The organism is Microbacterium sp. W1-4-2, assembly GCF_058349885.2.
On record NZ_JBYRJC020000003.1, the window covers coordinates 121,392 to 139,213 of the forward strand.

Here is a 17,822-nt window from a genome sequence, read left to right on the forward strand (position 1 = left end):
ACGCGCCGGCCGAGGATGCGCGTCACGACAGCGCGAGCGGAACCGCGGCATCCACGTATGACAGCTTGTGCGGGTTGCGCACGTAATACAGGCCGGTGACGCGGGATGCCTCGACCCGGGCCGTCAGGATGCCGTCGACCTCGTCGCCCACCGAGACCACGAGGGCGGGCTGACCGTTGACCAGAGCCGACGTGACCGCCGGCTCGCCGTCGCGGTACGCGACCCCGGCCAGCCAGCGGACGACCTTCTCTGCACCGACGATCGGGCGCAGCGCCGCACGCCGCACACCTCCGCCGTCCGTGAGCAGCACGATGTCGGGATCGAGCACGCCCACGAGCGACTCGATGTCACCGGTGTCGACCGCGTGCTGGAACGACGCCATGATCGACCGCACCTCGGCAGCCGGCACCCGCTCGCGCGGGCGCCGCTCGGCGACCCGCTGCCGGGCGCGGTGCGCGATCTGGCGCACCGCGGCCGGGTTCTTGTCGAAGATCTCGGCGAGCTCGCCGAATCCCACGTCGAACACCTCGCGCAGGATGAAGACGGCCCGCTCCAGCGGAGACAGCGTCTCGAGCACGACCATCATCGCCATCGACACGCTCTCGGCCAGTTCGGCGTGTTCTGCGACATCCGCGGTCGTGAGCACCGGCTCCGGCAGCCAGGTGCCGACGTAGGTCTCTTTCCGCCGCCCGAGCGTGCGCAGACGCGTGAGCGCGAGCCGTGACGCGATCCGCACGAGGTATGCCCGCCGGTCGCGCACCTGCGCCAGCTCGACCTCCGACCAGCGCAGCCAGGTCTCCTGCAGCACGTCCTCGGCGTCGGCGGCCGATCCGAGCATCTCGTAGGCAATCGTGAAGAGCAGATTGCGGTGGGTGACGAACGCGCGGGTCGCGGGGTCCGAGGCGGATGCACTCATCGGTCCTCCTAACGCACCGTCTCGATCGCTGCGGCGGGGCTGTGCCCCACGCGCCGTCCGCGGGCGCGGTCGCGGATCGCCCAGTGCGTCGATCCGGGCCTGCGCGCCTCGCGCGCGAGGGTCGTGACCGTGCCCCGGCAGATCGTCTCCTTGATTCTCGCGCCGGACCAGCCGCTGAGGCGCATCGGAGCGACCGTGTCGTCGGCGTGGGCGACCTGGAACACCCCGGCGGACCGTCCGAGGCTCACGCATTGCCCGGCGAAGCCGGGCGAGACCTGACGCGGCTCTGCGCCGTGGATGCGGGCGAGCACGGTCTCGGCCGCGCTCGCGCCCAGGGGCTCGGCGAGCTGGCAGCTCATCCGGCGGGGCAGGCCCGAGGCGACCATGGCGTCACCGGCCGCCACGATCCGCTCGTCATCGACGCTCGTGAGCGTCTCGTCGGTGCGCAGGCGCCCCACGGCGTCGGTGGACAGCCCACTGTCGGCCGCCAGCTGCGGCACGGCGAACCCCGCGGCCCACACGACGATCTCGCCCGCCACGGTGCGGCCGTCGGTCAGCCGCACGCCGTCCGCTGTCACCCGGGCGACGCGGGCGCCGGGCCCGGCCCAGACGGCCACGCCCAGCTTCTGCAGACGCCGCGCGATGAACCGGCGGGTGCCCGGGCGCACACTGGGAGCGAGCGCACCGCCGGCGACCAACCGGACCGCGCGACCGGCTTCGCCCAGTTCGGCCGCGGTCTCGACGCCGCTCAGGCCGCCGCCCACCACGACGACCCGTGCGTCGGGCGCACGCCTGAGCACATCGCGCAGGCGGTCGGCCTGGTCCAGGCTCGAGATCGGCAACGCGAACTCGGCAGCGCCCGGAACATCAGGACTGCGCGTGCTGCTGCCCACCGCGTACACCAGGTGGTCGTAGTCCAGGGCGGTGCCGTCTTCGAGCATCACACGACGCCCGTCCGCATCGATCCGCTCGGCGGTGCCCACCACCAGGCGGACCCGATCCGCCAGAACGTCACGGAAATCGTCGACGGCGTCGTGCGAGCCGCCCACGCGCTGGTGCAGACGGATGCGCTCCACGAACACGGGCCGCGGGTTGACCAGGGTCACCGCGACCCGGTCGTCCCGTGTCAGACGGTTCGCCGCCATGACTCCCGCATACCCTCCGCCGATGACGACGACGACCACTGGCTTGTCCACGGTGCCTCCTCAGCTCCTGTGCACATACGACGCCGCCCGGGCGGTGGATGTGACAGTGCTGATGACAGGCAGTGCCGATGACAGGCAGTGCTGACGAGCGCCGGTCAGACCGGGATGACGAGCGCCACCGCGTGCGCGGCGACCCCTTCGCCACGGCCGGTGAAACCGAGACCGTCGGTCGTGGTGGCCGAGACGGTCACCGGCGCACCGCCGAGGGCGGCCGACAGCACGGCTTCGGCCTCGGCACGCCGCGGCGCGAACCGCGGGCGCTGCGCCTGCAGCTGCACCGCGACGTTGCCGATCTCGAACCCCGCGTCGCGCACGAGCGCGTGCGTGCGGCGCAGGAACACTTCGGCGTGCGCCCCCGCGTATTCGGAGTGCGCTGTGCCGAAGTGCGTTCCGATGTCGCCGAGACCGGATGCCGACAGCAGCGCGTCCACGATCGCGTGGGCCGCGGCATCCCCGTCGGAATGCCCGACGAGCCCCTGCTCGCCCGACCATTCCAGACCGGCCAGCCACAGCGTGCCGTCGCCGCCGAAGCGGTGCACGTCGGTGCCCACGCCGACACGCGGCAGCGGCTGACGGTTCAGGACGCGAGGACCTCGTCGAGAAGACCGCTGGCCTGCTCCTCATCGGTCTTCTCGGCCAGGGCAAGCTCGGAGATGAGGATCTGCCGGGCCTTGGCCAGCATCCGCTTCTCACCCGCCGACAGCCCGCGGTCCTGGTCACGGCGCCACAGGTCGCGCACGACCTCGCTCACCTTGATGACGTCACCCGACGCGAGCTTCTCCAGGTTCGCCTTGTACCGGCGCGACCAGTTCGTGGGCTCTTCGGTGAAGGGTGCGCGCAGCACCTCGAACACCCGCTCAAGGCCCTCTTTGCCGATGACGTCGCGGACGCCGACCAGGTCGACGTTGTCTGCGGGCACCTCGATCACAAGGTCGCCTTGGGTGACGCGGAGCTTGAGATAGACCTTTTCTTCGCCCTTGATGACGCGGGTCTTAACTTCAGCGATCGTCGCCGCACCGTGGTGGGGATAAACGACCGTTTCGCCAACCTCAAAAAGCATGCAGTTATATCCTTTCGGCAACCTCAAGGATACCACAGCCGGTATGTACTAAGGTTCGCCAAGCACGGCCCCCGGGGTGGGGCAGTCACACGGATCGGCTCGGTGCACATTAGACTGCAAGGGCACATCGTCTGCCTGTGGGAGGAACCGTGAAATCGCGCCTGATCGCGTCCGTGGCCGTCTGCGCCGCCGTCATCCTCGGAGCCACCGGCTGCTCCATGATCGCCCCTCAGGGTACGACGATCCCCTATTCGCCCGGTGACGGCATCAACGTCGCGAACGTGCCCGGCGCGCCGCTCCAGGTGCGCAACGCCCTCGTGGTGGCCACCCCCGACGGGACGACCGGCAACCTGATCGCGGGCGTGGTCAACATGACCGCCGACGCGCAGACCCTCACCATCCAGGTCGGCGAGGGCGCCGCCAAGACCACGCACCAGGTGCAGGTGCCCGCCGACGCGGTGTCGAGCCTCGGCGAGAACATCGACCCGATCCGCCTCGACGGCCTCGACGTGAAGCCCGGCGCGACCGTGAAGGTCTACTTCCAGTCCGGCAGCGTGAACGGCGCGATCGCGAACGTGCCGGTCCTCGGCGGCGACGACCAGTACCTGAGCAGCTACGTGCCCGCGCCGGCGCCGACGCCCAGCGCGACGCCGAGCGCGACACCCGCGTCCTGACAGACCGTTCCCCGGGCCCGGCCGGCTACCCCTCGAAGCGGTAGCCGAGTCCGCGGATCGTCACCAGCATCACGGGATCCTTGGGGTTCGCCTCGATCCGAGACCGAATACGCTTGATGTGCACGTCGAGCGTCTTGGTGTCGCCGAAGTAGTCGCTGCCCCACACGCGATCGATCAGCTGCCCACGCGTGAGCACGCGGCCCTCGTTGCGCATGAGCACCTCGAGCAGCTCGAATTCCTTCAGCGGCATGCTGATCTCTTCGCCGTCGACCGTGACGGTGTGCCGGTCGATGTCGAGGGTCACCCGACCCCCGCGGAGCACCCGCTCGTCGAGGTCGTCGTCGGCAGCGGACGTCCGCCGCAGCACGGCGCGCATGCGCGCGAGCAGCTCCCGCGTCGAGTAGGGCTTGGTGATGTAGTCGTCGGCTCCGAGCTCGAGCCCCACGACGATGTCGACCTCGCTGTCCTTGGCGGTGAGCATGATGACCGGCACCGCGCTGGTGGTGCGGATCTGCCGGCACACCTCGGTGCCCGGCATGCCCGGCAGCATGAGGTCGAGCAGGACGATGTCGGCGCCGACGGCATGGAACTTCTCCAGCGCGGTGGGGCCGTCCTCGGCGATGTCGACGTCGAATCCCTCGCGGCGCAGCAGATAGGCCAGCGGGTCGGCCAGGTCCGGTTCGTCCTCGACGATCAAGACGCGGGTCATGCGGGGGTGTCCTTCCGTGTGGCCTTCTTCTTGCGCTTCTTCTTGCGGCCCTTGCCGGTCTCATCCGATGGGGACGGCACGGCCAGGGGCAGGCGGATCGTGAAGGTCGAGCCCTGGCCGGGGCGCGACCACAGCCGCACCTCGCCGCCGTGCCGCTGCACGGCGTGCTTGACGATCGACAGGCCCAGTCCCGTGCCGCCGGTGCGGCGCGACCGCGCCTGATCGGCGCGATAGAAGCGCTCGAAAATGCGCTCCTGATCGGTCTCGGCGATCCCGATGCCCTGGTCGGCGACAGAGATCTCGACCACGCCGTCCTGGCTGCGTACGCCGATGCCGACGTGCGAGCCGCGCGGCGAATAGGCGATCGCGTTGGCGACGAGGTTGCCCACGGCTTCGCCGAGCACCTGCACATCGCCGTGCACGTGCGCGCCCCGCTCGCCGCCGCGCCGCAGCTCGACGCCGGCGGAGTCGGCCTGCGTGGCATGGGCTTCGAGGGCCGAGACGACGAGCTCGTCGACGGCGATGTCGCGCATCGCGGCCGGCTCCTCGGCCTGCAGCCGCGACAGGCTCATGATGCGGGTGGTCAGGGTGCCCAGCCGCGTGGCTTCGGCCTGCAGCCGCCGGGCGAACGTGCGCACCTGCTCGGGATCGTCGGCGGCCGACTCGACGGCTTCGGCCAGCAGGCCGACGGCGCCCACCGGCGTCTTCAGCTCGTGGCTCGTGTTGGCCACGAAGTCGCGGCGCATCTGCTCGACACGCTCCTGCTCGGTCACGTCGCGCAGCACCATCAGCACGAGTCGCTGCGTGATCGCCCGCACGCGCACCGACACGACGCGCTGCTCGGCGGGCCGGCGCCGCAGGCGCATGGTCACGGGCGCCGAGGCGGTGCCCGCGCGGGCCGCCCGCGCCAGCAGCGCGAGCTCCTCGGCCGGTAGGGTGACTCCCTCGGTGAGTCCATATGCGTCGGCGGGAATGGATGCCGCGACCACCGTGCCCGACGGATCGACGATCACCGCGGGATCGTCCAGACCCGCCAGCACATCGCGGGCGCCGTCGGGCACTTCTTCCGACGCGTGCACCATGGCGCGGTCGCGGGCGCGGTACGCGGCCCCCACCACCAGGGCGATCGAGCCGCCCAGGATCACCCCGATGAGCAGCGCGAGCAGCGCCAGCTGCGGTGTGTCCATGTGAACAGCGTAGAGTGCGCGCCATCGGCGGCCTCACCGGATCCGTGCTCCGAGGACATGCGCCGCGCAGTGTTCACCCGGGCAGCACCATCCGTTAACCTTCGATGGCGAAGATCGCTTCGTCGTGGACGCGCCACTGTACGTGTCCCGCGACCCGAGTCATCCCGTTCCGACGACCCCGCTCCGAGGAACCCCGATCCGAAGAAACGGTGCCATCGCATGCGCGAAGTGTTCCATCAGACCCTCGAAGAGGTGCAGTCGCGGCTCGTCGAGATCGCCGACCTGGTCGCCGTCGCCATCGAGAAGGCCACCAGGGCGTTCGGCACGAGCGACGTGACCCTGGCCGAAGAGGTGATCGACGCCGACAGCATCATCGACGAGAAGGCCGTCGCCCTCGACGAGCTGGCCATCGAGATCCTCGCGCGGCAGCAGCCGGTGGCGCGCGATCTGCGCATCGTGGTGATGAGCCTGCGGGTGAGCGCGTCGCTGGAGCGGATGGGCGACATCGCCGAGCACATCGCGCAACTGACCCGCATGCGCTTTCCCGAGCGCGCGATCCCCAAGGGCCTGAAGTCGACGTTCACCAAGATGGGCGAGCTCGACGTCGAGGTCGCCCGCACCCTCACCGAGCTGCTGCGCACGCAGGACCTCGAGCTCGCCGAGCAGATCCGCAATGCGGACGACGCGGTCGACGAGCTGCATATCGCGGTGTTCGAGAAGGTGCTCAGCGACAGCTGGCAGGGCGAAGCCGGCGCCACGGTCGACGCGACACTGGCCAGCCGCTACCACGAGCGGTTCGCCGACCACGCCGTGTCGGTGGCCAAGAAGGTCGTGTACCTGGCCACCGGCGACTGGGCCGCCGACGTCGACGACCTGGACTGAGTCCGGCTACTTGCCCTGGTTGGCCACTGCGGCGGCGCCCGCGGCGGCCGCCTCGGGGTCGAGGTACTCCCCCGGCTGCAGCGGAGAGAGGTTCTCGCCCAGGCGGTAGACGAGCGGGATGCCGGTGGGGATGTTCAGCCCCGCGATGTCGGCGTCGCTGATGCCGTCGAGGTGCTTGACGAGCGCGCGCAGCGAATTGCCGTGGGCGGTCACGAGCACCGTCTTGCCGGCCTGCAGGTCGGGCACGATCGCGCTGTGCCAGTACGGCAGCAGGCGGTCGATCACGAGCTTGAGCGACTCGGTGCGCGGGATCTCGCCGTCGATGCCGGCGTAGCGCGGGTCGTTCGCCTGGCTGTACGGGTCGTCGTCCGCGAGCTCGGGCGGCGGCACGTCGAACGAGCGGCGCCAGAGCATGAACTGCTCCTCGCCGAACTCGGCGAGGGTCTGGGCCTTGTCCTTGCCCTGCAGCGCCCCGTAGTGGCGCTCATTCAGGCGCCAGGAGCGCGTGACGGGGATCCACAGCCGGTCCGCGGCATCCAATGCGATGTCCGCCGTCTGGATCGCCCGGCTGAGCACCGACGTGTGCACGATGTCGGGCAGCAGGCCGGACTCGGCCAGCAGCTCGCCGCCGCGCTGGGCTTCGGCCTCGCCCTGCTCGGTCAGACGCACGTCCACCCATCCGGTGAACTGGTTTGACTTGTTCCATTCGCTCTGGCCATGGCGCAGCAGGATCAGCGTGTAGGGCGCGGTCATGCGTGTCAGTTTATCGGGATGAGATCATGGACCCCATGCGTGTGTCTGTGGTCGGCCGTCCCACCCGCGGCACCACCGGCATGAACCGGCTGCGACGCGTGGACCGCTGGATCGCGCGGCACCCGGCGCTGCGCCGGGCCGCGGATCCCCTGGTGGTCGACCTCGGCTACGGCGCCAGCGGCGTGACGGCCTTCGAGCTCGAGGCACGGCTGCGCCGCACGCGGCCCGACGTGCGGGTGCTGGGGCTCGAGCTCGATCCCGACCGGGTGGCCCGGGCGCGGGAGCAGCTGGCCGAGGTGCGCGCCCGGCGAACGACGTTCGACGCCTCTGCGCGGGTGTCGTTCGCGCGCGGCGGCTTCGAGGTTCCGGTGGCGGGCGGGCGGCGCCCCGCCGTGATCCGCGCCTTCAACGTGCTGCGGCAGTACGACGAGGCGGATGTGCGGGATGCCTGGACCCGCATGGCCGTGCGCCTCGCGCCGGACGGACTCGTCGTGGAGGGGACGTGCGACGAGCTCGGCCGCGTCTCGTCGTGGGTCGCGTTCGGACCCGACGCCGTGCCGATCACCTTGACCGTCTCACTCAGATTGACGGGGCTCGAACATCCCTCGATCGCTGCCGAGCGGCTGCCCAAGGCCCTGATCCACCGAAACGTGCCCGGCGAGCGGGTGCACGCGTTCTTCGCGGCGCTCGACCGCGCCTGGGACCACGCAGCGGGCATGGCCTCGTTCGGCCCCGCCCAGCGCTGGCGCGCCGCGATGCAGGGCATGGTCGACACCGGCTGGCCGCTGCGGCAGCGCTCCCGATGGCGGCTGGGCGAGATCACCGTCCCCTGGGAGGCCGTGGCCCCGGTCGGCTGACCAGATCAGGCGCGGCGGCGGCCGAGCTTGGGGATGCGGGGCACCGAGGCGGTGGCCCCGGCCTCGGGCGGCACGATGACCTCCTGCGCGGCGGCGACGGGACCCTCGGCGGTGTCGACCACGAGGTCCGCATCCACGGGCGTGCTGCGGCGCACGAGCGCCAGCGCGATCGGGCCCTGCTCGTAGTGCACGGCGGCCGCCACGATCGTGCCGGCGTCCTTCTCCCCCGCGCGTACGGCGTCGCCGCGGGCGGGCAGCGCCGACTCGCTGCCGTCGAGCTGCAGCGCCACCATCCGCCGCGGCGGATGGCCGAGGTTGTGCACCTTGGCCACGGTCTCCTGCCCGCGGTAGCACCCCTTGTCCAGGTGCACGGCGCTGCGCAGCCAGTCCGCCTCGTGCGGCAGCAGCCGCTCGTCGGCGTCGGCGATGCGCGGCCGCCACGCGGCGATGCGCAGGGCCTCGACCGCGAGCGCACCGGCCACCGGCAGGGCGCGGGATGCCACGAGCCCGGCCAGGCGCTCCGCCTCTGCGGTGTCGACCAGGGCTTCGGCCCAATCGCGCTCGGCACCGGGGTGCGGGTCGGCGGCGCTGTAGGCCCAGCCACCGAGAGTGACACCCGGCCACGGATCGCGCCAGACCAGCGGCACCCCGCCCGGCGCGGCCGCGTGCACGCCCGCCACGGCGGCGGTCGCGCCGCCCACCACCGCGAACTCGTCGCCCGCGTCGCGCGGGTCCACGCGCAGGCGGAAGCGCATCTTCTTGAGAAAATCGAGCAGGCCCGCGGCATCCGCTCTGTCGACGATGAGCCACGCAACCGCGCCGTCGTCGACGATGGATGCCGCGTGCTCGACGTGGCCCGCGGGGTCCAGGATCAGCAGCTCGGCGCTCTCGCCGGGCGCGAGGACGCTGACGCGCTGTGTCGAGAAGGACTCGAGCCAGGTGAGCCGGTCCTCGCCCGGCACGGCCAGCACCGTGCGGTCCCCGAGCGGCGCGATCGCCGCGCCGGAGGCGAGGGCGCGCTGCTCGCCGAGCGGGTTCGCGGCATGCTGCAGCACGCCGTCGGTCACGATCGCGCCGGGGGCTGCGGCCAGCAGGGTGTCGAAGGCGTCCATTTCACTGCACCTTCGCGAGGCGGGCGGACGCGTGCGAGGCGAGCTCGCCGCCCAGAGCCGCGACATCCCATGCCCACAGCAGGTGGCCTTCGACCAGCCCGTACATGCGCGTGGCCGCCGTGTAGGCCTTGGCGGTCGCCGGGCGCACGACGGCATCGGTCGCGATGTCGATGCGAGGCCCGCGGATCTGGCCCAGGTACAGCTCGCTCATGCCGTCGGCGTGCACGAGGGCGGCTTCGATGTCGAAGCCGCCCTCGGCGTTGCGCAGCCGCTCGACGTCGTCGACGGTCGGAGCGGGTGCGGAGACGCGCGCCGGCAGCAGCCCGGGACCGGGGTCGGCGTCGCTCTGCGGCCGTGCGATCCGCCAGTAGCCGAGCTCCGCCACGAGAGGAGTGCGATCGTCGCCGGTGCCCATCCAGGCGTCGGCGGAGTAGTTCAGGTACGGTCCGCCGTCGTGGCTGAAGCTCACGCGGTGGACGAACTCACCCGAGTAGTGGTGCTCGGCGGCGGCGTAGTCGATGACGCCCGTGCCCTCCCAGACGCCGATGAGCCACGACAGCGGCGCGAGCTCGGCGGGCAGGTCGATCGGGATCTCGATCACGACGCGCCTCGTCAGCGCTGGCCGCGGTACAGGTTCTTGACCACCACGACCGAGACGAAGAGGATCGCCAGCGAGGCGAGCCCGAGCAGCCCCACGAAGAAGAGTTCCAGCGCCATCAGGTCCATGGCTCCACTCTATCCCGACCTACACCGCCCCGATCGCGATCAGGCCGAACACCGCGCCGGCGACGGCGAGGATCACGAACGCCCCGAGCATCGAGAGCGCGATCCGTGCGATGAAGCCCTCGGCGCGGCCGATCCACAGCTGCAGCGCGAACGTGAGGATGAGGCATCCGCCCAGCGCCAGCGACAGCCAGCCCGCGCGCAGTCCGATCGGCGCGAACAGGCCGACGGCGACGCCCATGAGCGCGGCGGCCACCCACACGGCGATCGCACCGGCCAGGGTGCCGCGTGCAGACGGCTCGAGGGTCGACATGCCGCCATTGTCGCATGCGCCTCGCTGTGTCATGTGCGGGCGTCGTCGATGTCATCCGAGCACCGCCCCGCATAAAATGAGCTGTCGGCGCCCGGTCCCGTACTTCGGCGTCGGGGAGGGCCCTGTGGCACAGCTTCTCGTTCTCAGCTCGGCAGACGATCCGGCGCTGCCCGCCCTCGAGCTGCTCGCGCACCGTCTCGAGACGATCCCCGCCGACCCCGCGCATCTGGTGGCCGCACCCCGCGCCGATGCGATCCTGCTGGATGCGCGCACCGACCTGGTCGCCGCCAAATCGCTGTGCCGCATCCTGACCGCCACGGGGCTGGACGCCCCGCTCGTGCTCGTGGTCACCGAGGGCGGCATGGCCGCCGTGAACGACGACTGGGGCATCGCCGATGTGGTCCTCACCACGGCTGGACCGGCCGAGGTGGACGCACGCATCCGCCTGGTGCTCGGCCGCGACGCGCGCGAGCACGACACTCCGGCCCGGGTCCAGGCATCCGGCCTCACGATCGACGAGGCATCGTATTCGGCCAAACTGCACGGCCGGCCGCTGGACCTGACCTACAAGGAGTTCCAGCTGCTGCACTTCCTGGCGATGCATCCGTCGCGCGTGTTCACCCGCGAGCAGCTGCTCAGCGAGGTGTGGGGGTACGACTATTTCGGCGGCACCCGCACGGTCGATGTGCACGTGCGACGGCTGCGGGCCAAGCTCGGCGAGTTCGAACAGCTGATCGGCACCGTGCGCAACGTCGGGTACCGCTTCATCGTCGCCGACGACGACGCCGGGGCCACGCACCCCGCTCCCGCCTGAACCGCGGCGCGCGGGCCACCCGGCGATCGCGGCTCGTTCAATTTCATCCATCCGCCGTCGCATGTGCCGGATGCCCCTGCAATGATGAGGACATGATCGAACACGAAGTCCTGGACACCGGCCTGGACGACGGAGAGGACGATGACTTCGAACTCACCGAGGTCTTCGATTCCGAACTGCCCGAGGGGCGATATCTCGATCGCGAGTTGAGCTGGCTCGCCTTCAACCAGCGCGTGCTCGAGCTGGCCGAGGATCCTGAACTGCCGGTGCTCGAGCGGGCGAACTTCCTCGCGATCTTCGCCAGCAACCTGGACGAGTTCTTCATGGTGCGCGTGGCGGGCCTGCGCCGCCGGATCATGACCGGGCTGGCCGTGCCGACCAACGTCGGACGCGCGCCGCAGGACGTGCTCGCCGACATCTCCGGCGAGGCGCACCGTCTGCAGCTGCGACACGCGGACGTGTGGACGGCAGAGGTCAAGCCCGCGCTGGCCGCCGCCGGCATCGACTTCGTGAGCTGGGCAGATCTCGGCGACGACGAGCGCGCCGACCTGTACCGCTACTTCCAGGAGCAGGTGTTCCCGGTGCTCACCCCGCTCGCGGTGGATCCCGCCCACCCGTTCCCCTATATCTCGGGGCTGTCGCTGAACCTCGCGATCCGCATCCGCAACGCGCGCACCGGACGCCAGGAGTTCGCCCGCATCAAGGTGCCGCCGATGCTGCCGCGGTTCGTGCGCGTCGGAGACGAGTCCGACCGCATCCGCTTCCTCCCCCTCGAGGACCTGATCGCCAACAACCTCGCCGATCTGTTCCCGGGGATGGAGATCCTCGACCACCACACGTTCCGCCTGACCCGCAACGAAGACGTCGAGATCGAGGAGGACGAGACCGAGAACCTCATCCAGGCGCTCGAGGCCGAGCTGCTGCGCCGCCGGTTCGGGCCGCCGATCCGTCTCGAGGTCACCGACGACATGGACGAGCTGACCCTCGACCTGCTCATCGACGAGCTCGACATCACCGAGCAGCAGGTGCACCGGCTGCCCGGTCCCCTGGATCTGCGCGGCCTGTTCGACCTCGGCCGCATCGACCGTCCCGACCTGCGCTACACGCCGCACGTGCCGACGACGGCGCTGGCGTTCCAGCCCGCCGAGCAGAACGGGCGCGCTGACCTGTTCGCCGCGATCCGCAAGGGCGACGTGCTCGTGCATCACCCGTACGAGCCGTTCGCCACGAGCGTGCAGGCGTTCCTCGAGCAGGCGGCGAAGGACCCGCACGTGCTGGCGATCAAGCAGACCCTGTACCGCACGTCGGGCGACAGCCCCATCGTGGCGGCGCTGATCGACGCGGCCGAGGCCGGCAAGCAGGTGCTCGCCCTCGTCGAAGTGAAGGCACGGTTCGACGAGTCGAACAACATCGCCTGGGCGCGCAAGCTCGAGAAGGCGGGCGTGCACGTCGTGTACGGCCTGGTCGGGCTGAAGACGCACGCGAAGCTGGCCCTCGTGATCCGCGAAGAAGAGGGAACGCTGCGCAGCTATGCGCACATCGGCACCGGCAACTACAACCCGAAGACGAGCCGCATCTACGAGGACTTCGGCCTGTTCACGATCGACGAGCAGGTCGGCCGCGACCTCATCCGCCTGTTCAACGAGCTGAGCGGGTATGCGATCGAGAAGAAGTTCAAGCGGCTCCTGGTCGCCCCGCGCCACTTGCGCAAGGGGCTGCTGCGGCTCATCGATCGCGAGCGCCACAACGCCCAGAACGGCAAGCCCGCCCGCATCCGCATCAAGGTCAACTCGATGGTCGACGAGCAGATCATCGACGCGCTGTACCGCGCCAGCCAGGCCGGCGTCCCCGTCGACATCTGGGTGCGCGGCATCTGCAGCATCAAGCCGGGCGTGCCCGGCATGAGCGAGACGATCACGGTGCGCAGCATCCTCGGCCGGTATCTCGAGCATTCGCGCATCTTCTCGTTCGCCAACGGCGGCGACCCGCAGGTCTACATCGGCAGCGCCGACATGATGCACCGCAACCTCGATCGCCGCATCGAGGCGCTGGTGCGGGTCGCCGCGCCGGCGCACATCAAGGCGCTCGAAGACCTGTTCACGCTGGCGATGAGCGACGGCACCAGCTCCTGGCACCTGCGCAGCGACGGCGAATGGATACGGCACAGCGTCAGCGAGTCCGGCAAGCGCCTGGTCGATCTGCAGGATCGCACGATGGCCACGATCACGCGCCGCCGCCGGGCGCGGGCGGTGCGATGAGCGAGACCGCCGTCTACGCCGCCGGCGGAGTCGTCTGGCGCCTGGTCGAGGGCCGCCCCACGATCCTGGTGATCCACCGCACGGCCTACGCGGACGTCACGCTGCCCAAGGGCAAGGTCGACCCAGGCGAGACCCTGGCCGAGACGGCCGTCCGCGAGATCCTCGAAGAGACCGGCATCCGCACCCACCTGGGCGTGCCGGTCGGCGTCTCGCGCTACGCGCTGCCCAGCAAGCGCACCAAGATCGTGCACTACTGGGCCGCGCACGCCACCGACGACGCGATCCGGGCCTCGCAGTTCGTGCCGAACAAAGAGATCGCGGCCATCGAGTGGCTCACTCCCAAGAAGGCGCGCTCCCGGCTCAGCTACCCCGTCGACGTCGAGATCCTCGACAACTTCTGTCGCCTGGTCCAGGACGGCGTGCTGCACACGTTCCCGATCGTCGTGCTGCGACACGCGAAGGCCGTCGCGCGCGAGAACTGGGACGGCGAGGACGCGCTGCGCCCGCTGACCGGTCGCGGCACCAAGCAGGCCAAGGCCGTCGCCGGCCCCCTGCGCTCGTTCGGCGTGCGCAAGATCGTCAGCTCCGACGCGGTGCGCTGCGTCACCACCGTCACGCCCCTTGCGGCCCTGGTCGGGCACAAGATCCGGCGCACGCCCGAGATCAGCCAGGACGCGTGGGAAGAGGGCACCGCCGACGTGCGCTCGGTGGTCGGCCATCGGGTGCGCTCGCGCAAGCCCGCCGTCCTGTGCAGCCACGGACCCGTGCTGCCCGACATCCTGCGCGAACTGGCCTTGGCCACGGGCACGCTGCACGGCACCTATCTGGATGCCGCGGCCGCTCTTCCGGTCGGTGGATTCTCCGTCGCGCACGTGTCGCTCGACAACCCCGGCTCGGGGATCATCGCCATCGAGACGCACGAGCCCAAGATCTGAACCGACCCCGGTCCGCGGCATCCACCCCATCGCCGCACCGTTCACCTTCCGTTCACCCGGACAGCGCACTCTGGTCACCGTCGCGCTCTACCGTGCATGCGAGCCCCGCACCCGAGGGCCGACATCCCTGACACGTGAAGGATTCACACAGTGAAGCTCACCCGTATCGCCCCGCTGGGCGCCCTGGTCGTCGCCGGCGCGCTCGTCCTCGCCGGCTGCGCCTCGAACGAGAGCGCCGGCGCCACCGGCCCCTCGGGCGCCGCGTCGTCCACCGCATTGAAGGGCACCCTCAACGGCATCGGCTCGTCGGCCCAGGGCACCGCCCAGCAGAGCTGGATCGCCGGCATCCAGACCGCCAACCCCGACCTCAACGTGAACTACGACCCGCAGGGCTCCGGCGCCGGCCGCAAGAGCTTCATCTCGGGCGCAGCCGACTTCGCCGGCTCCGACGCCGCACTGAAGGACGAGGAGCTGGCCGGCACGTTCGCGCTGTGCGCGCCGGGCACCAAGGCCATCGACCTGCCCGTCTACGTCTCGCCGATCGCGATCGCGTACAACGTTCAGGGGGTCAAGGACCTGAAGCTGGATGCCGCGACCATCGCCGGCATCTTCTCGGGCAAGATCACCCGGTGGAACGACCCGAAGATCGCGGCGCTGAACAGTGGCGCGTCGCTGCCGGACGCCTCGATCGTGGTGGTCCACCGCTCGGACGACTCGGGCACGACGCAGAACTTCACCGAGTACCTGGCCGCGAATGCGAAAGACGTCTGGACGGAGCCCGCGTCGCAGACCTTCCCGTACCAGGTCGGCGACGCAGCCAAGGGCACCTCGGGCGTCGCCGAGGCCACCAAGAACGCGAAGAACTCGATCACCTACATCGACGAGTCGGGGGCCGCGGGCCTTTCGATCGCCGAGCTGAAGGTGGGCGACGCGTTCGTGAAGATCTCGGCCGAGGGCGCCGCCGCGGTGGTCGCCGACTCGCCGCTGGTCAAGGGACGCGCCCAGAACGACCTGGCGATCGACATCAACCGCACCGACACGCAGGCGAACGCCTGGCCGCTCGTGCTGGTGTCGTACGTGATCGCGTGCCAGCAGTACCAGGACGCCGCCAAGGCCGCTCTGGTCAGCGGCTACGTGCAGTACGTGGCGAGCGCTGCCGCGCAGCAGGCCGCGGCACAGCAAGCGGGCTCCGCGCCGCTGTCGCCCGACCTCGCCGCGAAGGTGATCGCCGCAGCCCAGTCGATCAAGTGACGCCACCGCGGGTCCGGTCGGGCCGACCCCCGACCGGACCCGCACGGTTCACCGTCCGAGCAGAGGAAGAGAAAGAGCAGGATGACCGCTCCCACCGCCGCGCCGCCCGCGCCACCGGCCCGGGCCGCCCGTGCCCGCGCGAAGGTCCGCATCGGCGACCGCGTGTTCGCGACCACCACGATCGTCGCCGGCTCGCTGATCCTGGCGACCCTCGCCGCGGTCGCGATCTTCCTGGTCATCCAGAGCATCCCTGCCCTGGTCGCAGGCAAGGGCGAGCTGCCGAACGATGCGACCAACTTCTGGCAGTACGTGTGGCCGCTCGTGTTCGGCACGGTCTGGGCCGCGTTCCTGGCGCTCGTGTTCGCCACTCCTCTGTCGATCGGCATCGCGCTGTTCATCACGCACTACGCGCCGCGGCGGGTCTCGCAGACGCTCGGCTACATCATCGACCTGCTCGCCGCGGTGCCCTCGGTCGTGTTCGGCCTGTGGGGCATCGTCACACTCGCCCCGTTCGTGCAGCCGTTCTACCAGTGGCTCGGTGCGAACCTGGGCTGGATCCCGCTGTTCGCCCCGCCCGTCTCGGGCACCGGTCGCACGATCCTCACCGCATCGGTCGTGCTGGCCGTCATGGTGATCCCGATCATGACCGCGATCTGCCGCGAGGTGTTCCTGCAGGCGCCCCGCCTGCACGAAGAGGCCGCGCTCGCCCTCGGCGCCACGCGCTGGGAGATGATCCGCATGGCCGTGCTGCCGTTCGCACGCAGCGGCATCATCTCGGCGATCATGCTGGGGCTCGGCCGGGCGCTGGGCGAGACGTTCGCCGTCGCGATGGTGCTCTCGCCCGCCTTCGTCGTCAAGTTCGCGGTGCTGCAGGCGCAGAACCCCAACACGATCGCCGCGAACATCGCCCTGCAGTTCCCCGAGGCCACCGGCGTGTCGGTGAACGCCCTGGTCGCCTCGGGTCTGATCCTGTTCGCCGTGACGCTGCTGGTGAACGTCCTCGCACGCTGGATCATCAGCCGTCGCGCCGCCTTCTCGGGAGCCAACTGATGACCACCGCGACCGCCGATCGCAGCGCGAGCCGCGGTATCCATCCCCACAACACGCTCACCTCCGGCAAGCTGCCCCGCGGCACCGCCTGGATGGTGCTGGCCGGCGGCTGGGTGTTCAGCGCCGCCTTCTTCGCGCTGCTGGCCACGGCCGGCGCCACGAAGGGCTTCAACATCGTGGGCGCGATCTTCTTCGGCACGATCCTGTTCGACATCGTGCTGTACGCGATCTCGCGCATCGTCGAAGGCGCGCGCCGGGCGAAGGACCGGCTCATCACCTCGCTGGTCTCGACCGCGTTCATCATCGCGCTGCTGCCCCTGATCTCGCTGGTCTGGACGGTGCTCGTCAACGGTCTGGCGCGCTTCGACGCCGCGTTCTTCACGCAGTCGATGCGCAACATCATCGGCGACGGGGGCGGCGCCCTGCACGCGATCATGGGCACCCTGCTGATCACGCTCATGGCGGCGCTGATCTCGGTGCCGATCGGCCTGCTGACCTCGATCTATCTCGTCGAGTACGGCCGCGGCCTGCTGGCCCGCTCGATCACGTTCCTCGTCGACGTGATGACCGGCATCCCCTCGATCGTCGCGGGCCTGTTCACATTCGCACTGTTCTCGCTGATCCTCGGCCCGGCCGTGCGCAACGGCTTCATGGGCGCGGTCGCGCTGTCGGTGCTGATGATCCCCGTCGTCGTGCGCTCGAGCGAAGAGATCCTGCGCCTCGTGCCGAACGAGCTGCGCGAGGCGTCGTACGCGCTCGGCGTGCCCAAGTGGCTGACCATCCTGCGGATCGTGCTGCCCACGTCGCTGGCCGGCATCGTCACCGGGATCATGCTCGCGATCGCCCGCGTGATCGGCGAGACCGCGCCGCTGCTGCTGGTGACCGGATTCACGTTCAGCATGAACTACAACCTGTTCTCGGACCGCATGATGACCCTGCCGGTGTTCGTGTACACGCAGTACACGCAGGCCGCCGGCGTCAGCGCGCAGGCCTCGATCGACCGCGCCTGGACGGCGGCGCTGACCCTCATCCTCATCGTGATGGCCCTGAACCTCATCGGCCGGCTCATCGCCAAGATCTTCGCGCCCAAGCGCGGCTTCTAGAATCGACTCCGAAGGAAACG

At 70.3% G+C, this 17,822-nt stretch carries 18 protein-coding genes and 1 pseudogene; 9 read left to right on the top strand and 10 right to left on the bottom strand.

Annotated elements, in window-relative coordinates; genetic code table 11:
- Nucleotides 1-22 precede the first annotated feature (22 nt).
- From AC3RX0_RS13180 to AC3RX0_RS13195, 4 genes and pseudogenes are all read right to left on the bottom strand, one after another.
- Nucleotides 23-916: an RNA polymerase sigma-70 factor gene (locus tag AC3RX0_RS13180; RefSeq protein WP_491506454.1), complete on the bottom strand. Its 894-nt coding sequence runs from the start codon at nt 914-916 to the stop codon at nt 23-25.
- An 8-nt stretch (nt 917-924) separates the two neighbouring features.
- Nucleotides 925-2,112 carry an NAD(P)/FAD-dependent oxidoreductase gene (locus AC3RX0_RS13185; protein ID WP_491506455.1) on the bottom strand — a complete coding sequence of 396 codons (1,188 nt, stop codon included), beginning with the start codon at nt 2,110-2,112 and terminating at the stop codon, nt 925-927.
- Between the two features lie 104 nt (nt 2,113-2,216).
- Nucleotides 2,217-2,687, bottom strand: a pseudogene (ispF, locus tag AC3RX0_RS13190) (2-C-methyl-D-erythritol 2,4-cyclodiphosphate synthase); the annotation flags it as partial.
- Between the two features lie 11 nt (nt 2,688-2,698).
- Complete coding sequence (locus AC3RX0_RS13195) at nt 2,699-3,181, bottom strand: CarD family transcriptional regulator (protein WP_491506456.1); 483 nt, start codon at nt 3,179-3,181, stop codon at nt 2,699-2,701.
- A 149-nt stretch (nt 3,182-3,330) separates the two neighbouring features.
- Between AC3RX0_RS13195 and AC3RX0_RS13200 the strand changes: the two genes are divergently transcribed.
- Complete coding sequence (locus AC3RX0_RS13200) at nt 3,331-3,855, top strand: DNA modification methylase (RefSeq protein WP_491506457.1); 525 nt, start codon at nt 3,331-3,333, stop codon at nt 3,853-3,855.
- Between the two features lie 25 nt (nt 3,856-3,880).
- On the opposite strand, the gene AC3RX0_RS13205 is transcribed toward AC3RX0_RS13200, so the two are convergent.
- Nucleotides 3,881-4,564: a response regulator gene (locus tag AC3RX0_RS13205; protein ID WP_491506458.1), complete on the bottom strand. Its 684-nt coding sequence runs from the start codon at nt 4,562-4,564 to the stop codon at nt 3,881-3,883.
- Entirely contained in the window at nt 4,561-5,751 is a 1,191-nt protein-coding gene (locus tag AC3RX0_RS13210) for a sensor histidine kinase (protein WP_491506459.1), read from the bottom strand. The genes AC3RX0_RS13205 and AC3RX0_RS13210 overlap by 4 nt, the downstream gene beginning before the upstream one ends.
- Nucleotides 5,752-5,970: 219 nt before the next feature.
- Between AC3RX0_RS13210 and phoU the strand changes: the two genes are divergently transcribed.
- Entirely contained in the window at nt 5,971-6,633 is a 663-nt protein-coding gene (phoU, locus tag AC3RX0_RS13215; protein ID WP_491506460.1) for a phosphate signaling complex protein PhoU, read from the top strand.
- Between the two features lie 6 nt (nt 6,634-6,639).
- Here the strand turns inward: phoU and AC3RX0_RS13220 are convergent, their stop codons facing one another.
- A complete protein-coding gene (locus AC3RX0_RS13220) occupies nt 6,640-7,386 on the bottom strand; it encodes a phosphoglyceromutase (RefSeq protein ID WP_491506461.1) in 747 nt (248 codons plus the stop codon).
- 35 nt (nt 7,387-7,421) lie between these two features.
- Between AC3RX0_RS13220 and AC3RX0_RS13225 the strand changes: the two genes are divergently transcribed.
- On the top strand, nt 7,422-8,243 hold the full coding sequence (locus tag AC3RX0_RS13225; RefSeq protein WP_491506462.1) for a class I SAM-dependent methyltransferase: 822 nt from the start codon (nt 7,422-7,424) through the stop codon (nt 8,241-8,243).
- A gap of 5 nt (nt 8,244-8,248) precedes the next feature.
- Here the strand turns inward: AC3RX0_RS13225 and ygfZ are convergent, their stop codons facing one another.
- The 3 genes from ygfZ to AC3RX0_RS13240 form a co-directional block, all read right to left on the bottom strand.
- Nucleotides 8,249-9,355, bottom strand: coding sequence for a CAF17-like 4Fe-4S cluster assembly/insertion protein YgfZ (gene ygfZ, locus AC3RX0_RS13230; RefSeq protein ID WP_491506463.1), 1,107 nt, complete (start codon nt 9,353-9,355; stop codon nt 8,249-8,251).
- Between the two features lies 1 nt (nt 9,356).
- Entirely contained in the window at nt 9,357-9,956 is a 600-nt protein-coding gene (locus AC3RX0_RS13235) for a nitrobindin family protein (RefSeq protein ID WP_491506464.1), read from the bottom strand.
- A gap of 144 nt (nt 9,957-10,100) precedes the next feature.
- The gene (locus AC3RX0_RS13240; protein WP_491506465.1) at nt 10,101-10,391 is read right to left on the bottom strand and encodes a hypothetical protein; all 291 of its coding nucleotides are present in this window, start codon (nt 10,389-10,391) and stop codon (nt 10,101-10,103) included.
- Nucleotides 10,392-10,515: 124 nt separating this feature from the next.
- Here AC3RX0_RS13240 and AC3RX0_RS13245 point away from each other — a divergent pair, with 124 nt between their 5' ends.
- The 6 genes from AC3RX0_RS13245 to pstA all read left to right on the top strand — a co-directional run bounded on the left by AC3RX0_RS13245 (nt 10,516) and on the right by pstA (nt 17,802).
- Entirely contained in the window at nt 10,516-11,205 is a 690-nt protein-coding gene (locus AC3RX0_RS13245) for a response regulator transcription factor (protein ID WP_491506466.1), read from the top strand.
- 92 nt (nt 11,206-11,297) lie between these two features.
- The gene (locus tag AC3RX0_RS13250; RefSeq protein WP_491506467.1) at nt 11,298-13,463 is read left to right on the top strand and encodes an RNA degradosome polyphosphate kinase; all 2,166 of its coding nucleotides are present in this window, start codon (nt 11,298-11,300) and stop codon (nt 13,461-13,463) included.
- Nucleotides 13,460-14,398 (top strand): NUDIX hydrolase, encoded by a 939-nt coding sequence (locus AC3RX0_RS13255; protein WP_491506468.1) that lies wholly within the window; start codon nt 13,460-13,462, stop codon nt 14,396-14,398. Before AC3RX0_RS13250 ends, AC3RX0_RS13255 begins: the two co-directional genes overlap by 4 nt.
- 150 nt (nt 14,399-14,548) lie before the next feature.
- A complete protein-coding gene (pstS, locus tag AC3RX0_RS13260) occupies nt 14,549-15,649 on the top strand; it encodes a phosphate ABC transporter substrate-binding protein PstS (RefSeq protein ID WP_491506469.1) in 1,101 nt (366 codons plus the stop codon).
- Between the two features lie 81 nt (nt 15,650-15,730).
- Nucleotides 15,731-16,699, top strand: coding sequence for a phosphate ABC transporter permease subunit PstC (gene pstC / locus AC3RX0_RS13265; RefSeq protein ID WP_491506470.1), 969 nt, complete (start codon nt 15,731-15,733; stop codon nt 16,697-16,699).
- Complete coding sequence (pstA, locus tag AC3RX0_RS13270) at nt 16,699-17,802, top strand: phosphate ABC transporter permease PstA (protein ID WP_491506471.1); 1,104 nt, start codon at nt 16,699-16,701, stop codon at nt 17,800-17,802. The genes pstC and pstA overlap by 1 nt, the downstream gene beginning before the upstream one ends.
- The last annotated feature ends 20 nt before the right edge of the window (nt 17,803-17,822 follow it).

Bases quoted from the DNA above. Each gene is read 5' to 3' on its own strand.
- AC3RX0_RS13180 (WP_491506454.1), bottom strand. From the start codon at position 916: ATGAGTGCATCCGCCTCGGACCCCGCGACCCGCGCGTTCGTCACCCAC.
- AC3RX0_RS13195 (WP_491506456.1), bottom strand. From the start codon at position 3,181: ATGCTTTTTGAGGTTGGCGAAACGGTCGTTTATCCCCACCACGGTGCG.
- AC3RX0_RS13205 (WP_491506458.1), bottom strand. From the start codon at position 4,564: ATGACCCGCGTCTTGATCGTCGAGGACGAACCGGACCTGGCCGACCCG.
- AC3RX0_RS13210 (WP_491506459.1), bottom strand. From the start codon at position 5,751: ATGGACACACCGCAGCTGGCGCTGCTCGCGCTGCTCATCGGGGTGATC.
- phoU (WP_491506460.1), top strand. From the start codon at position 5,971: ATGCGCGAAGTGTTCCATCAGACCCTCGAAGAGGTGCAGTCGCGGCTC.
- AC3RX0_RS13220 (WP_491506461.1), bottom strand. From the start codon at position 7,386: ATGACCGCGCCCTACACGCTGATCCTGCTGCGCCATGGCCAGAGCGAA.
- AC3RX0_RS13225 (WP_491506462.1), top strand. From the start codon at position 7,422: ATGCGTGTGTCTGTGGTCGGCCGTCCCACCCGCGGCACCACCGGCATG.
- ygfZ (WP_491506463.1), bottom strand. From the start codon at position 9,355: ATGGACGCCTTCGACACCCTGCTGGCCGCAGCCCCCGGCGCGATCGTG.
- AC3RX0_RS13240 (WP_491506465.1), bottom strand. From the start codon at position 10,391: ATGTCGACCCTCGAGCCGTCTGCACGCGGCACCCTGGCCGGTGCGATC.
- AC3RX0_RS13250 (WP_491506467.1), top strand. From the start codon at position 11,298: ATGATCGAACACGAAGTCCTGGACACCGGCCTGGACGACGGAGAGGAC.
- AC3RX0_RS13255 (WP_491506468.1), top strand. From the start codon at position 13,460: ATGAGCGAGACCGCCGTCTACGCCGCCGGCGGAGTCGTCTGGCGCCTG.
- pstC (WP_491506470.1), top strand. From the start codon at position 15,731: ATGACCGCTCCCACCGCCGCGCCGCCCGCGCCACCGGCCCGGGCCGCC.
- pstA (WP_491506471.1), top strand. From the start codon at position 16,699: ATGACCACCGCGACCGCCGATCGCAGCGCGAGCCGCGGTATCCATCCC.